The sequence below is a fragment of the Stackebrandtia sp. genome, assembly GCF_035643755.1.
In the GTDB taxonomy this organism is placed as follows: domain Bacteria; phylum Actinomycetota; class Actinomycetes; order Mycobacteriales; family Micromonosporaceae; genus Stackebrandtia.
Window position 1 is genome coordinate 31,959 of record NZ_DASQPW010000101.1, and the last position, 13,914, is coordinate 45,872.

General features: G+C 71.7%; 18 protein-coding genes. 11 read left to right on the forward strand and 7 right to left on the reverse strand.

The annotated features are described in order from the left end of the window. Window positions 1-17: 17 nt before the first annotated feature. A complete protein-coding gene (locus VE172_RS07685) occupies window positions 18-677 on the forward strand; it encodes a TetR/AcrR family transcriptional regulator (RefSeq protein WP_324799432.1) in 660 nt (219 codons plus the stop codon). Here the strand turns inward: VE172_RS07685 and VE172_RS07690 are convergent. After that, window positions 674-1,120 (reverse strand): MarR family winged helix-turn-helix transcriptional regulator, encoded by a 447-nt coding sequence (locus VE172_RS07690; protein ID WP_324799436.1) that lies wholly within the window; start codon window positions 1,118-1,120, stop codon window positions 674-676. The genes VE172_RS07685 and VE172_RS07690 overlap by 4 nt on opposite strands. Window positions 1,121-1,190: 70 nt before the next feature. Between VE172_RS07690 and VE172_RS07695 the strand changes: the two genes are divergently transcribed. Further along, window positions 1,191-2,132, forward strand: coding sequence for an NAD-dependent epimerase/dehydratase family protein (locus VE172_RS07695; protein ID WP_324799438.1), 942 nt, complete (start codon window positions 1,191-1,193; stop codon window positions 2,130-2,132). A gap of 12 nt (window positions 2,133-2,144) precedes the next feature. Here the strand turns inward: VE172_RS07695 and VE172_RS07700 are convergent, their stop codons facing one another. Beyond that, window positions 2,145-2,645 carry a hypothetical protein gene (locus tag VE172_RS07700; protein WP_324799441.1) on the reverse strand — a complete coding sequence of 167 codons (501 nt, stop codon included), beginning with the start codon at window positions 2,643-2,645 and terminating at the stop codon, window positions 2,145-2,147. A gap of 138 nt (window positions 2,646-2,783) precedes the next feature. On the opposite strand from VE172_RS07700, the gene VE172_RS07705 reads away from it, so the two are divergent. Both VE172_RS07705 and VE172_RS07710 read left to right on the forward strand, forming a co-directional pair. Next, window positions 2,784-3,224, forward strand: coding sequence for a DUF2871 domain-containing protein (locus VE172_RS07705; RefSeq protein WP_324799443.1), 441 nt, complete (start codon window positions 2,784-2,786; stop codon window positions 3,222-3,224). Window positions 3,225-3,262: 38 nt separating this feature from the next. Further along, window positions 3,263-4,048 carry an SDR family NAD(P)-dependent oxidoreductase gene (locus tag VE172_RS07710; RefSeq protein WP_324799446.1) on the forward strand — a complete coding sequence of 262 codons (786 nt, stop codon included), beginning with the start codon at window positions 3,263-3,265 and terminating at the stop codon, window positions 4,046-4,048. A gap of 11 nt (window positions 4,049-4,059) precedes the next feature. Here the strand turns inward: VE172_RS07710 and VE172_RS07715 are convergent, their stop codons facing one another. Further along, the gene (locus tag VE172_RS07715) at window positions 4,060-5,502 is read right to left on the reverse strand and encodes a DUF7782 domain-containing protein (protein WP_324799449.1); all 1,443 of its coding nucleotides are present in this window, start codon (window positions 5,500-5,502) and stop codon (window positions 4,060-4,062) included. Between the two features lie 230 nt (window positions 5,503-5,732). Between VE172_RS07715 and VE172_RS07720 the strand changes: the two genes are divergently transcribed. Both VE172_RS07720 and VE172_RS07725 read left to right on the forward strand, forming a co-directional pair. Continuing rightward, entirely contained in the window at window positions 5,733-6,134 is a 402-nt protein-coding gene (locus VE172_RS07720; RefSeq protein ID WP_324799452.1) for a hypothetical protein, read from the forward strand. A gap of 264 nt (window positions 6,135-6,398) precedes the next feature. Then, a complete protein-coding gene (locus VE172_RS07725; RefSeq protein ID WP_324799456.1) occupies window positions 6,399-6,773 on the forward strand; it encodes a helix-turn-helix domain-containing protein in 375 nt (124 codons plus the stop codon). Window positions 6,774-6,815: 42 nt separating this feature from the next. On the opposite strand, the gene VE172_RS07730 is transcribed toward VE172_RS07725, so the two are convergent. From VE172_RS07730 to VE172_RS07740, 3 genes are all read right to left on the reverse strand, one after another. Further along, window positions 6,816-7,433 (reverse strand): ClpP family protease, encoded by a 618-nt coding sequence (locus tag VE172_RS07730; protein WP_324799459.1) that lies wholly within the window; start codon window positions 7,431-7,433, stop codon window positions 6,816-6,818. Between the two features lie 5 nt (window positions 7,434-7,438). Then, a complete protein-coding gene (locus VE172_RS07735; RefSeq protein ID WP_349258294.1) occupies window positions 7,439-8,059 on the reverse strand; it encodes a ClpP family protease in 621 nt (206 codons plus the stop codon). A gap of 154 nt (window positions 8,060-8,213) precedes the next feature. Continuing rightward, a complete protein-coding gene (locus tag VE172_RS07740; protein WP_324799462.1) occupies window positions 8,214-9,215 on the reverse strand; it encodes an NAD(P)/FAD-dependent oxidoreductase in 1,002 nt (333 codons plus the stop codon). Between the two features lie 81 nt (window positions 9,216-9,296). Between VE172_RS07740 and VE172_RS07745 the strand changes: the two genes are divergently transcribed. The 5 genes from VE172_RS07745 (at window position 9,297) to VE172_RS07765 (ending at window position 12,965) form a co-directional block, all read left to right on the forward strand. After that, entirely contained in the window at window positions 9,297-9,875 is a 579-nt protein-coding gene (locus VE172_RS07745; RefSeq protein ID WP_324799465.1) for a helix-turn-helix domain-containing protein, read from the forward strand. 85 nt (window positions 9,876-9,960) lie between these two features. Beyond that, complete coding sequence (locus VE172_RS07750) at window positions 9,961-10,548, forward strand: RNA polymerase sigma factor (RefSeq protein ID WP_324799467.1); 588 nt, start codon at window positions 9,961-9,963, stop codon at window positions 10,546-10,548. Beyond that, the gene (locus VE172_RS07755; RefSeq protein ID WP_324799469.1) at window positions 10,545-11,048 is read left to right on the forward strand and encodes a hypothetical protein; all 504 of its coding nucleotides are present in this window, start codon (window positions 10,545-10,547) and stop codon (window positions 11,046-11,048) included. The genes VE172_RS07750 and VE172_RS07755 overlap by 4 nt, the downstream gene beginning before the upstream one ends. Window positions 11,049-11,436: 388 nt before the next feature. Beyond that, window positions 11,437-12,069 carry an Hsp70 family protein gene (locus VE172_RS07760; RefSeq protein WP_324799471.1) on the forward strand — a complete coding sequence of 211 codons (633 nt, stop codon included), beginning with the start codon at window positions 11,437-11,439 and terminating at the stop codon, window positions 12,067-12,069. Then, complete coding sequence (locus VE172_RS07765; RefSeq protein WP_324799473.1) at window positions 12,015-12,965, forward strand: hypothetical protein; 951 nt, start codon at window positions 12,015-12,017, stop codon at window positions 12,963-12,965. The genes VE172_RS07760 and VE172_RS07765 overlap by 55 nt, the downstream gene beginning before the upstream one ends. 3 nt (window positions 12,966-12,968) lie before the next feature. Here VE172_RS07765 and VE172_RS07770 read toward each other — a convergent pair. After that, window positions 12,969-13,914, reverse strand: a 946-nt coding sequence (locus VE172_RS07770) for an FGGY-family carbohydrate kinase (protein WP_324799476.1), incomplete at its 5' end; no start/stop codon positions are given.

A 13,914-nucleotide genomic window follows, 5' to 3' on the forward strand; every position in this document is an offset into this window, starting at 1 on the left:
TCTCAAGGAGCGTCCACATGCCACAGGCACCGCCACCGGCCGGCGACGACGCCTGGCTCGACCCCCGCGTCGCCCGCTCCCGGGCGGTGATCCTCGCCGCGGCGTCCGAGCACTTCCTGCACCACGGCTACGTCGGCACCAGCGTGGACGACGTCGCCGCGCGGGCCCGGGTGTCGAAGCGCACGGTCTACAACATCTTCGGCAGCAAGGAAAGGCTGTTCCGCGAGATCCTCGACGCCGCCTTCGCCACGGCGGAACGGTTCGCGCGGCAGACGGCCGCGCTGCTCATCGACGCCGACGACCTGGAGGACGCGCTGGTCACGGCCGCGGTGCGCCTGACCCGCACCGTCATGGACGACCGGATCGTGCGGCTGCGGCGCCTGCTCATCGGCGAGGCCGAGCGCTTTCCCGAACTGGCGCGGGAGTACTACCGGCGCGCCCCGGGCCACGTGATGGAGGTGCTGGCCGACACGATGCGGCTGCTGACCGAGCGGGGCGTGCTGCGGGTGGACGACGCGCGTCTGGCCTCGGAACACTTCGCGTTCCTGGTGATGGGCGCCCCCTTGGACCGCGCGCTATTCACAGTGGACGATTCCCGCCCGTCCGCCGACGAGCTCGAGGCGCGCGCCACGTCGGGCGTGGAGGCGTTCCTGCGGGCCTATCGCGACCCGCGCTAGTCCGCATCCGGCGGGTGCGCCACCGCCCCGAGGGCCCGGCGCAGCCGGTTGGCGTCGTCCGCGTCCAGCGGGGCCAGGAACTCGCGCTCCGCGGCGTCGCTGGCCCGAGCGGCCCGCGCCATGATGTCGGCGCCCGACTCGGTCAGCACCACGACGTTGCGGCGCCGGTCGGTGGCGTGCGGCCGCCGGGACACCAAACCCTTGTCCTCCAAGGCATCCAACAGCGCGACCATCGAGGTGCGGTCCACCCCCAGCCGCGTGGCGGCCTCCTGCTGCGAGGCGGCCCCCAGCTCGTCCAGGATGAAGAGGATCGGCAGCTCCCGGGCGGCGATCCCGTAGGGCCGCAACGCTTGGGCGTTCAGCTCGGCCATCCGCAGCTGCGCGTGCTTCAACAGGTAGCCCAACCGCGTGCGCCACCGCCCGTCCACCTCGTCATTCGCCATCGGCGAATTCTATCGTTAAACTGATCGTCAGTAGTACTGATAATCAGCCAAACGACAGAACGGACCCGTCATGATCCTGGTAACCGGAGGCGCCGGCTTCATCGGCGCCCACACCGTGCGCGCCCTTGTGGAACGCGGCGAATCCTGCGTCATCGCCCAGCGCCGCGCCTCGGGCTGGCCCGCCGACCTGGACGGCCGGGTCGCCGTCGAGCGCGTCGACATCGGCGACCTGGAAGCCCTGCGCGCCATCGGAACCCGCCACCGCATCACCGGCATCGTGCACCTGGCGGGCTCGATCCCCCCGTGGCCGTCCGGCGGCGAGCAGCCCATCGCCGAGGCCCGCAAGGCGCTGGACGGCCTGCTCAACATCGTCCAGGTCGCCGACGAATGGGGCGTCAAACGCCTGGGCATCGCCAGCACGATCGGCATCTACTTCGGCGCCGAGCTGGACGGCGCCGTGCCCGAGGACCTCCCGCTGCCGATGACCATCGGCCACGTCATCCCCGGCTTCAAGAAGATCGGCGAACTCCTCGGCGACCACCTGGCCACGTCCGCGGGGATCGACATCGTCCACTACCGCATCTCCGCGATCTGGGGCCCGCGCGGCCGCAACGACCCGTTCTTCGCCGCGCCCGCGTTGGTCAACGCCGCCGTCAACGGCACCGCCCCCGAGCTGTCGCACATGGCGCAGCCGCCGTACGCCGAGGACGCCATCGACCTGTGCTACGTCAAGGACTGCGCATCGGCGATCGCGGCGCTGCAGTTGGCCGACGTCCTCCACCACCGTGTCTACAATGTCGCGTCGGGCCGCGCCACCAGCAACGCCGAGGTCATCGCGGCCATCAAGCGGGCGATCCCCGACGCGCGCGTCGACCTGCCCCACCGCGAACCCACGCCGGGCTTCCACCTCGACACCACGCGGCTGCGGGCCGACACCGGCTTCGCGCCCGCCTACGACGTCGACCGCGCCGTCGCCGACTACGTGGAGTGGCTGCGCGCGATCGCGGCGTGACGTGACGGTCGCTCAGGTGCGGCGGCGCATCGCCGCGCCCGTGGCGGGAAGCAGGACGAAGACCACCGCCGCCATCCACACCAGAAAGGCGAAGAGGCTCAACAGGAGCGCCAGCCCATTCACGTGGTGGACGAGCAGCCAGCCGACGCCGATCAGGTAGTACAGGGCCGTGATCGCGCCGATGAGGGCGAGGATCCAGCGCACGAAACCGATGCGGAACAACAAGACCACGGACAGGCTCAGCACCGTGAACGCGACCGTGAAGGTCGCCGAGATGGCGAAGTCGAGGTTGCCGTTGATGTCCTCGGAGAACACGGCGAACACCAGGGCCGCGACGGTGCCGCCGCGGTGCCCGCTGGCGTTCAACTGCGCCACGACGAAGGTCACCACGGAACAGCTGATGAACAGCGCCGCGGCGATGTAGGCGGGGGCGGTGCTGGGCGGCTGCTGCTGCCCGGGTTGCTGCCAGCCGTAGGGGTTCGGGGGCGTCGGCTGGTGGTACGGGTGCGACATGGTCTCGAGGGTAGGCGTCGGCGCGGAATCGACATCCACAGATCGTGCCGAATGGACACCGGGCGTACTGTTCCACCAGCGGTGGCGGCGTCGGCGCCGCCACCGAGCCCTGCCCGAACGAAGAGGAAGACAACGCACATGAACAAGCTGTTCCACACGGCGAACATCTACATGATCCTCGGTCTGATCTCCGGACTGTTCTATCGCGAGTACACCAACATCAAGGGCTTCCACGGGGACAGCCAACTGTCCACCCTGCACACCCACATATTGGCGCTCGGGATGTTGTTTTTCCTCATCGCCCTGGTCCTGGACAAGGTGTTCACACTGTCGGGATACAAGATGTTCACCTGGTTCTTCTGGACCTACAACGCCGGCCTGATCCTCACGGTGGTGATGATGCTGGTGCACGGGATCATGACCGTCGAGGGCGCGAAGGTGTCGGGGGCGGTGCCGGGGATCGCGGGGCTCGGCCACATCATCTTGACCGTGGGGCTGATCCTGTTCTTCCACGCGCTGCAAAAGGGCGTGAGGGTCGCCGTGGCGGAGCGGAAGAATGCCGAGACGTCCGAGGCCTAGTTTAAGGTTGCTTTCCATTCCAAGGGAAGGAACCATCCGTGGATCTGCGGTTGAAGGGTAAGAAGGCGCTGGTCACCGGCGCCAGCCGAGGCATTGGGCTGGCGACGGTGCGGGCCCTGCGCGCCGAGGGGGCCACCGTGGTCGGTGCGGCGCGCACCACATCGGACGGGTTGCGGCACAGCGGCGCGACGGTGGTCAACATCGACCTGTCGACGCGGGAGGCTCCCGCTTCGCTGGTGGAACAGGCCGCCGACGCGATGGGCGGGCTGGACATCGTGGTCAACAACGTCGGCGGCGGCGATGACGTCAAGGTCGCGGGGCTGCTGGACTACGACGAGGACTTCTGGCAGCGCCTGTTCGATCTCAACTTCTTCGCCACGGTGCGGGTGTGCCGGGCGGCGATGCCGCTGCTGCTGGACGGCGGCGGGTCGGTGGTGAACGTGTCGTCGATGGGCGCGCTGATCCCGGGGACGCCGGGGACTCCCGTGCCGTACGCCACGGCGAAGGCGGCGTTGAACGCGTTCGGCAAGTCCTTGTCGGAGGAGTTCGGGCCGCGGGGGGTGCGGGTGCGGACCGTGTCGCCCGGGCCGACGCTGACGTCGATCTGGGACGCCGACAAGTACGGCGGCGGGGTCGCCTCGGCGATGGGTGTGCCGCACGACGTGCTGATGGAGAACCTGCCCGTGCAAAGCGGCATGACGATCGGGCGGTTCGTCAGCGACGACGAGGTGGGCAGCCTGATCGCCTACCTGACGTCGCCGCTGGGCGACAGCGTCGTGGGCAGCAACGTGCTCATCGAGGGCGGCGCCATCAAGACGGTGTAGGTAGCCGCGGCTCAACCCCCGTCCAGGGTGAGAAATCCCTGGTCGGTGAGATCGCGGACGACGGGCGACAGCGCGGCGGCCAGCAGCGCGGGATCGGCGTCGTGGGCGTGCGCCAACAGCCCCGCGAGGGTGCGCACGTCCACGTCGCCGCGGCACCCCGCCACAAAGGACACCAGCAGTGGGTCGATCTCCTCGGCGCGGCGCAGACCCGCGGTGGACTCGAGCATCTGGCGCTCCACCCGCCAGCCCTCGGCACCGGCGACGGCGTCTTGTCGCAATTGGACGCCGTCGGCGAGGCGGGGGCGGGCGGCCAGCAGGGCCGCGGGGGTGAGCGCGTCGAGGCGGGCGCGGGCGTCGAACCACTCGGCGATCAGCTCGCCGAAGCGGCGCTCGGGGGTCTGGCGGAGGTCCTCGCACTTGATCGCGGCGCAGGACGCCGAGCGGCGGGCGTTGATGACGCCGAAGCCCACGGCCTCGACGTCGTTGGCGTCGAACCAGTCGAGCCACGCGGCCAGGCGGTGGGGGTCGTGCGAGTCGGCGGCGTCGCGTTCCCAGAAGCGCACGTATTCGAGGGGATCGACGGCCTCGCGTTGGATCGCCCAGACCTGGCAGCCCGCGTCGGCGAACCAGGCGGCGATCCGTTCGGTCCAGTCCTGTCCCTTGACGTGGCACCAGTTGGCCATGAATTGCAGGGTGCCGTCGGGGTTGAGCAGCCGCACGGCGTCGCGGGCGAGTTCGGCGCACACGGCGTCGCCGGGGCGGCCCGAGTCGCGGTAGTCGTAGTCCCCCAGCCCGGGGCCGATGATGAACGGCGGGTTGCTGACGACGTGGTCGAAACGCCTGTCGCGCACGGGTTCGGCGAGGTCGCCGCGCACCAGCTCCCAGTCGAGGCCGTTGAGGGCGGCGTTGGCGGCGGCGAACTCCAGGGCGCGGGGGGAGATGTCGGTGCCCGTGACGCGCTCGGCGTGGCCCGACAGCTCGGCGGCCAGCACGCCGCAGCCGGTGCCGATGTCGAGGGCCGCGCCGATGTCTTGGCGCACCATGTATCCCGCCATCGACGCGGCGGCGGCCGCGGGGCCGAGGACGTGTTCGGAGGACAGGCCCGCGGCGTCGGTGCGGTCCGACAGCAGCCACCGCCCGCTGTGGAGGTCGAGGCGGAGGGCGGCGCGGTATTCGTCGCCGTCGCGTTCGAGCAGCCCGCATGCGGGGTCGAGCGGGGCCAGCGCGCGGGTCACGGCGTCGGCGGATTCGCTGGTGCCGCACAGAAACAGTCGCATCACCACGGACTGCGGGTCGTCGTCGGAGGCGGCCAGGACGGCGCGAAAGTCGCCGCGGCGGGCGGCGGCCAACGCGGCGCCGCCGAAGCGGTGCTCGAGTTCGGTCTCGGTGTAGCGCGCGGACTCCAAGGCCTCGCGGAGTCGAAGGGCGTCGTCGGCGCGCGGCAGCGATGTCACCCGGTGATGATCACATGGCCCCGGATCGCGCGCACCCGCGCGCCATCGCGGGAACCCCGACGCGCGTCGGCGGCACCGCGCGCGAACTCACCGTGACGTCTCGAGGGAGCAGGGACGTCACGACTCGGCCGGGCGCGGCATCGCGGTTAGCGGGAATCCGTCGGGACTGGTCCGACGGCCGCGGCCGTAGCCTGGTTGTCATCATGACGGGTCGAACCTTGGGAGTGCCAATGCGTCGGGCATGGATGGTCGCGCTGGTCGGCGGCGTTTTGGCGCTGAGCGGGTGCTCGGGGTCGGGCGCCAACGGCGACGACGGCAAGGGTCCCGCGTCCTCGTCCGATCCCTCACCGACGGCCAAGGACGGCGACAACTACGACGCCTGTTCCGACGGCACCTGCGAGGTCGTGGTCCACAAGACGGCGACCATCAAGCTGGACAAGGGCTTCGAGGCCAAGACCCTGTTCGTCAGCGTCTCCGGCGGCCAGGTGAACGTTCGCCTGAACTACCCCGACGGCGGCACGGGAACCGTGAGCGTGTCGGGCAACGCCCAGGTCGCGCAGAACGACCTGGGGTTCGCCTCGCCGGAGTCCCACGGCAGCGTGGCCGTCGTCGCCATCACGGCGCTGTCCTAGACGGCGATTCGTGTGCACGCCGTGTGCGCCCGCGCCGATACCGTTCGCGTCAACGGCATCAGTGGTGGGCATTCCTGGAGGGGACTCACCACGGGGGCGGGACGGAAACGGGCGGTTCGGGTCCGATCCCGACGGGTCCCGTTCCCGCTCCCGCCCCGTGGCGTCCGCTGGCAGCGAAAACCCTGGGGAAGCGGCGCGTGCCGCCGTTAGGCTGAGGTCACCCGCGCGGCTCGACGCCGCCCGCCGCCTGAAAGGACCGCCGCGATGACGCTTCCCCACGGGCCCAGGCCCACCGACTGGCACTCACCGCGGCTGTTTCGCTGCGTGGCGGGCGAGGTGCTGCGACGGATTCGGCTCGCCCAGGGCCGCACCCTGGCGGAGGTGGCGCGGGCGGCCCGCGTCTCCATGCAGTATCTGTCCGAACTGGAGCGCGGCCGCAAGGAGGCCTCCTCGGAGATCCTGGCCGCGATCTGCGCCGCGCTGCGCATCGAGCTGTCCGACCTGCTCGCCGAGGTGTGGCGGGACCTCATGGCCGACCAGGCCAGGCGGGTGTCGGCGATCGGCGTGACCGTCACACAGGTGGCGCGTTCGGCCCCCGCCTCGCGCGGCGTCGGCGACGTGGTCTGCCTGGCCGCCTGAGGCGCCCACGCCGCGGTGGCCACGGCGTGGGCGGCGCGCTCGTCAGGCCGCCGAACGGCGGGACTGGGCCATCTCGCGGGTGGTGAGAACGCGGTCGGCCAGTCCATAGTCGACCGCCTCGGCGGCGCTGAAGGTCTTGTCGCGGTCGATGTCCGCGCGGATCTTCGCCATCGGGTGTCCGGTGTGCTCGGCGAGGATCTCCTCCATCTCCAGGCGGATCTTGGCCACCTCGGCGGCCTGGACGGCGAGGTCGGGCAGGGTGCCGCGGGCCTGGCTGGAGGGTTGGTGCAGCGTCACCTTGGAGTGGCGCAGCACCGAGCGCTTGCGGGGCGCGCCCGCCGCCAGCAGCACCGCCGCGGCCGAGGATGCCTGTCCCATGCAGACGGTCGCGATGTCGCTGCGGACGAACTGCATCGTGTCGTAGATCGCCGTCAGCGCCGCGAACGAACCGCCCGGCGAGTTGATGTACAGGCCGATCTCGAGGTCGGGGCTCTCGGACTCCAGGAACATCAGCTGCGCCATGACCACATTGGCCACTCCGTCGTCGATCTCGGTGCCCAGGAAGATGATCCGGTCCGACAACAGCCGCGAATAGATGTCCGAGGCCCTCTCGCCGAAGGCGGTCTTCTCGATGACGGTGGGGATCGTGTACTGACCCATGAGCCTCACACCCCCGCCCGCTGCCGCGACACGACGGGCCGGACGTCGTCGACCCTTTCCAGGATGTGGTCGATGAAGCCGTATTCCAGCGCCTCGGCGGCGTCGAACCAGCGGTCGCGCAGACTGTCCTTTTCGACCTTTTCGACGGGTTGTCCCGTGTGCTCGGCGATCAGGCCCGTCATGAGGATCGAGGTGCGCTCCAGCTGCTTGGCGTAGATCTCGACGTCCGCGGCGGTGCCGCCGAATCCCGCCGATCCCTGGTGCATCAACACCTGCGCGTGCGGCAGGGCGTAGCGCTTGCCGCGGGTTCCGCCGCTGAGCAGGAACTGCCCCATGCTGGCGGCGAATCCCATCGCCAGGGTGCTGACGTCGTTGGGGATCAGCTTCATGGTGTCGAAGATGGCCAGGCCCGCGCTGACGGATCCGCCCGGCGAGTTGATGTACAGGCTGATGTCGCCGCGCGGGTCCTCGGCGGACAACAGCAGCAGTTGGGCGCACAGCCGGTTGGCGATGGCGTCGTCGACCTCGGCGCCCAGCACGATGATGCGTTGCTGGAGCAGCCGCCCGGCGAGTTGGTCATCGAGCGCCCCGACGAAGGTCGGGGACTCGGTCATGGCGTGTCGCATGTCGCTCCTCAGTGTCTGGTTCGGGGACGGCGCCCCGAACACCACCAACAATGAGCAGCCGAAACGCTGGGCGACAACACAATCTGCTGTCAGCAGAGGGACCCTGGTCGGGATTACGCCGGGCGCGAAACCTGGGTCCATATCGGATGGCGGGTCAGGTGGCGGTCGTCACCGCCGCGCTGGCCTCGGCCTCCGACGCCGCGGAGAAGGGTTCGCGGGCGGCGGCCACCGCGCGGTCGATCTCCTCGTCGACGAGGTCGGCGTTGATCTGGGCACCCGCCAGCGCCCCGGCCGCGGCGGCGGCGCCCACCTGCGCGGTCAGGTCGGTGATGTTGCCCGCGACCCACACGCCGGGCACGTCGGTGGCCCCGGCGGCCTGGCTGGGGACGTACTCCCCCATGCCCGAGGGGTGCGGAACGGGCGACAATCCAAGCGCCGCAAGGAATCCGCCGCGTGCCTCCATGCGGGTCGCGACGACCAGGGCGTCGCGTTCCACCACGGTGCCGTCGGCGAGCCGCACGCCGCGCAGCCGATCGTCGGCGACCACCACGGACGCCACCTCGCCGTCCACCACGCGGATGCCGCGCGCCGCCAACCGCCGAGCCCGCTCGGCGTCCAGCGGCGCGGCGTCGTGCGCGAAGTACACCACGTCGGCGCTCACCTGCCGAAACAGCTGCGCCTGGTGCGCCGACATCGGCGCGGTCGCGATCACGCCGATCGCCTTGTCCCGCACCTCCCAACCGTGGCAGTACGGGCAGTGCAGCACCTCGCGCCCCCAGCGTTCCCGAAGCCCCGCGATGGCGGGCAGCCGATCGACCAGGCCCGTGGTGACCAGCAGGCGGCGGGCGCCCAGCAGGCGTCCGTCGGCCAGCGCCACCGCGAAGCCCGCGCCGTCGCGATCCACGGTGGTCACCTCGCCGTGGACGATCTCGCCGCCGTAGCCGCGCACCTCCCCGCGCCCGCGTTCCAGCAGCTCCGACGGCGGCATCCCCTCGCGCCCCAGCAGACCGTGCACGCCGTCGGCGGGGGCGTTGCGCGGGGCACCCGCGTCGATCACCGCCACCGATCGCCGCGACCGGGCCAGCATCAGCGCGCCGTTGAGCCCCGCCGCGCCGCCTCCGATCACGACCGCGTCGTAGTTGTCCTTCGATGTCATGTCGTTCACCTCCGCGAGCCATGGTGCGGACCCGACCGCGACCGTGGCAACATTTCTTGCCGATCTGGCAAGATCGCGAGCATGGACGAACTCGATCAGGCGCTGGAGGCGGTCGGGCCCCGGCTGCGCGCGCTGCGCAAGCAACGCCAGACCACACTGGACGAACTGTCGGCGGCGACGGGGATCTCGCCGAGCACCCTGTCCCGGCTGGAATCGGGGGCGCGACGGCCCACCCTGGAGCAGCTGTTGCCCCTGGCACGCGCGCACGGCGTCACCCTGGACGACCTGGTGGGCGCCCCGCCGACGGGCGACCCGCGGGTGCACCTGCGCCCCGTGGCGATGCACGGCATGACGGTGCTGCCGCTCACCCGCCGCCCCGGCGGGATCCAGGCGTACAAGCTGATCATTCCCGCCTCCACGGGCGAGCCCGAACCGAAGTCCCACGAGGGATACGAGTGGATGTACGTCCTCAACGGCCGGCTGCGGGTGGTGCTGGGCGAACACGACCTGACCCTGTCGCCGGGCGAGGCCGCCGAGTTCGACACCCGCACCCCGCACTGGTTCGGCGGCGCCGACGACGAGCCCGTCGAGCTGCTGGTCCTGTTCGGGCAGCAGGGCGAGCGCGCGCACCTGCGGGCCCGCACCAGGCGCACCGCGTGAACCGTGCGGCGGCCATGTAACGCTTCGCGCGCCTCGAGCCAACTAGTTGGTGCACCTGGCCAATCTGAATCGAGGAGGTGGGCCGATGGTTGACACCCCCGGCGCCGATATATCGGCAATCGCGCGGGACCCCGCGGCGTTCGAGGACTTCTATCGAACGCACGTGGACGACGTGCTGCGCTTCATCACACGCCGCGTGGACGACCCCCATCTGGCCGCGGACCTGACGGCGGACGTGTTCCTCGCCGCGATCGAATCGGCCCGCGGCTACCAGTCGAGCCGGGGCGAGCCCCGGTCCTGGCTGTACGGCGTGGCCCGCAATGTCGTGGCGTACGAACGGCGGCGCCTGGCGCGGCGCCGCAAGGCCACCAGGCGGGTCGAGGGCCGCGCGCTGCTGAACGACACCGACATCACCGAGTTGACCGAACGCATCGACGCCGAGGCGCGGTCCCGGCAGCTCTACCTGGCGATGGGCCGCCTGTCCGATAAGGACCGCGCGGTGCTGGAACTGGTGGCGCTGGAGGGTTTGAGCCTGGCCGACGCCGCGGCGGCGCTGGGCATCAAGGCCGGAACCGCGCGCGTGCGCCTGCACCGCGCCCGCAAGTCCATGAAGGACATGATCGATTCGCCCCGGCCGGGCACCGTCACCACATCATCGGAGGTTTTGACATGACGACACAGTTCAAGGAACGACTGCTCGGGGAGCTGAAGGCCAACGTGGCCGAGGCGCCCGCCCGGCGCCGCCCCGGCCGCAAGCCGATGTTCGCCGCGATCGGCGCGCTCGTCGGCGCCGCCGTGGTCGTCGCCGTCCCCAGCCTGATGGCCGGATCGGCGTCGGCGTACGAGATCACACACCACGGCGACAAGGTCACCGTCGAGTTCACCGAACTCAACCATCCCGACGCGCTCGCGGCGGCGCTCAACGAGCACGGTGTCAAGACCGTGGTGCGGCACCACCCCGTCACCGACCAGGGCTGGGTCTGCAGGATTCGCGGATTGCACCACGACCCCGACCAGCCCCCGCGCGTCTACCGGCTGCCCGGGCAGCTGACGGGGTTCAGCTTCCGCGTCAGTGACCTGGACGGCGGGCCCCTGGTCATCCATGTCAACAGCCAGGGACAGGGTGTCATCACCGATCGCCACCTCGACCTGCGCTGTCACTTCGAGGACTGAGACCCCGACGGTCACGTCCCGAGGCCCGTCGCGCGTCAGCGGCGGGCCTCCTACAATTCCGTCGATGCCCACCCTCTCGATCGACTAGGGCACCTCCACCACCATCGCGGTGTTGCGCCGAGACGACGGTCAGGTGCGTCCCCTGCTGTTCGACTCCTCTCCCCTCCTGCCGTCGGGGGTGCACGCGGGCGCCGAGCTGGACACGGGCCGCGAGGCCGCGCGGCTGGCGATCGCCGTACGAGCCGTATCCGAAGCGACGCGTCGACGACGGCGAGGTGCTGTTGGGTGGGCGGACGCATTCCGTCGCCGCGCTGGCGGCCGCGACCCTGGGGCGGGTGCGGGTCGAGACGGAACGGGTCGCAGGCGAGCCTCCGTCGGACGTGGTCGGGTGCGGGTCGAGACGGAACGGGTCGCGGGCAAGCCTCCGTCGGCGATAGTGATGACGCACCCCGAGGCCTGGGGCGCGACCCGCCGCAGGCTGCTGCTGGAGGCGGCGCGGCGGGCGGGCCTGGGCGAGCCGCGCCTTGTGGCCGAGCCCGTGGCGGCGGCGTCGTTCTACGCCCGCCTGCCGCGGGTGTCGGTGGTGCAGGGCGCATGCGTGGCGGCGTTCGATCTGGGCGCGGGCACGTTCGACGTCAGCGTGTCGCGCCTGGCCGCGGGCGGTTTCGAGGTGCTGGTGTCCGACGGGCTGGACGACGTGGGCGGCGCCGACCTGGACGAGGTGGTGGTCGCGCAGGCGGGGCTGTCGGTGGCGGCGGCGATGCCCGCCGAATGGCGACGGCTGACGTCGCCGTCGTCGGTGGACGATCGCCGAGCGCGCTTCGAGCTGCGTGAGGCGGCGAGGCTGGCCAAGGAGTCGCTGACGACCCGCGCCGCGGCGGAGTTTCGGATTCCCTTGACGCGGCGGGAAACCCACATCACCCGCGCCGAGTTCGATCGGCGGCCGAGCCGCTGCTGGAACGCGCCGTGGGCCCCACCGACGCGATGCTTTGGCGCGCGGTCCTGGCCAGCACCGACCTGAGGGGACTGTTCCTTGTGGGTGGTGCCTCGCGGGTGCCGCTGGTGGCGACGCTGCTGCATCGGCGCCTCGGCGTCGCCCCGACCGTGCTGGATCAGCCCGAGATCGTGGTGGCCGAGGAGGCCCTCGCGGCCGCCGCGCCGCCGCCCGCGATGGTCCCGCCCGCGACCGACCTGACGCCGACGCCATACCTACCCGCAACTCCCCTCTCTGCGACGCCGTACCTGCCCGCGACCCCGCTCGCCCCGACGGCGTCACCGCCCGCGACCCCCCTTGTTCCGACGCCGTCTCCACCCGCGACCCCCGTTGCTTCGACGCCGTACCTGCCCGCGACCCCGCTGGCGCCGACGGCGTCACCGCCGCGGACGTACACCGAGGGGTTTCGCGTGGACGTCGCGACGCGCAGCTCCCGTGTGGACGCACAGACCTGGGGCATCCTGGCCGTCACCGCCCTCGTGGTCGTCGGGTTCGTCGCGATCATGAACAGCGTGCTGCCCCGGGCCCTGGGCGACGGCGCGCGCGTCGGCGCCGACGTGGCGGCGGTGCTCGCGGCGATCGGGATCGGGCTGGCGGCGGCGCGCTACACCTGCGCCCCCGTCGAGCACATCGGCGTCGGCATCGACGTCACCGATCGCGGGATCACCGTCCAGCACGGCGATACCGAGATCGCGGTGGGCTGGGACGACGTCGCCTCGGTCAAGCTCCTGGGCGGGGACCGCCTGGCCGTCCAGATCTGGTCGGGCGAGGTCGCCGGCCAGGCGTTCGACGCCCCGGGCGTCGAGCTGCGCGACGGCGAGCTCGAGGCGGGGCCGCTTTCGTCCGATGTGCTCGGTGAGCTCGCCGCGACCCTGTCCCACCACGGTGGCGAGCGCTTCCTGGGCGTCGGCGCTCGCGCGTGACGCTCAGGAGTGCCCCTCCCAGGCGGCGGTCTCGCGGCGGAGCTCGGCGTAGCGTTGGCGCGCTTCGGTGCGGGGCGCGGCGGCGTACTCGTGGGACTCGGGGGCGGGCCAGCGCGGCGGGTGCTCGGCTCCCGACAGCGCCCACGCGGCCTGGCGGGCGGCGCCCAGCGCGACGTATTCGCCCGGGGCCGGGACGGTGACGGGAGTGCCGAGGATCTCGCAGGCGATGCGGCGCACGGCCTGGGAGGCGGCGCCGCCTCCGATCAACAGGACGCGGCGGGGGTCGACGCCCTGGTCGCGCAGGCGGTCGATGCCGTCGGCCAGCCCGCACAGGACGCCCTCCACGGCGGCGCGCGCCAGGTTCTCGCGGGTGAGGGACGTTGTGGACAGTCCGTTGAGGACGCCGTGGGCGCGGGGGCGGTCGGGGGTGCGTTCGCCGTCGAAGTAGGGCAGCAGGGACAGGCCGCCCGAGCCCGGGTTGGCCGCCAGCGCCAGGTCGTCGAAGCCGGAGGCGGCGACGCCCAGCAGCGCCGCGGTGGTGTCGAGCACCCTGGCGGCGTTGAGCGTGCACACCAGCGGGAGGAAGCCGCCGGCGGCGTCGGCGAAGCCCGCGACGTCGCCGCCGACGTCGCTCGGCGGGGTGGGGCCGGGGGCGAAGGCGGTGCCCGAGGTACCGACGGACACGACGACGTCCCCTTCGGACGCTCCCAGGCCCAGCGCGGCGGCGGCGTTGTCGCCGGCTCCCGCACTCAGCACCGCCCCGGCGGGGGTGCGGCCCACGATCGCGTGGGGGTCGGCGACGCGGGGCAGCGCGGCGGCGCGCCCGAGCGCCAGTTCCAGCAGGTCGTGGCGGTATCTCCCGTCGGCGGGCGACCAGTAGCCGGTGACCGAGGCGTCGCTGCGGTCGGTGGTCGCGGCGGCGGGATCGGTGGCGCCGCCGAGCTTCCAG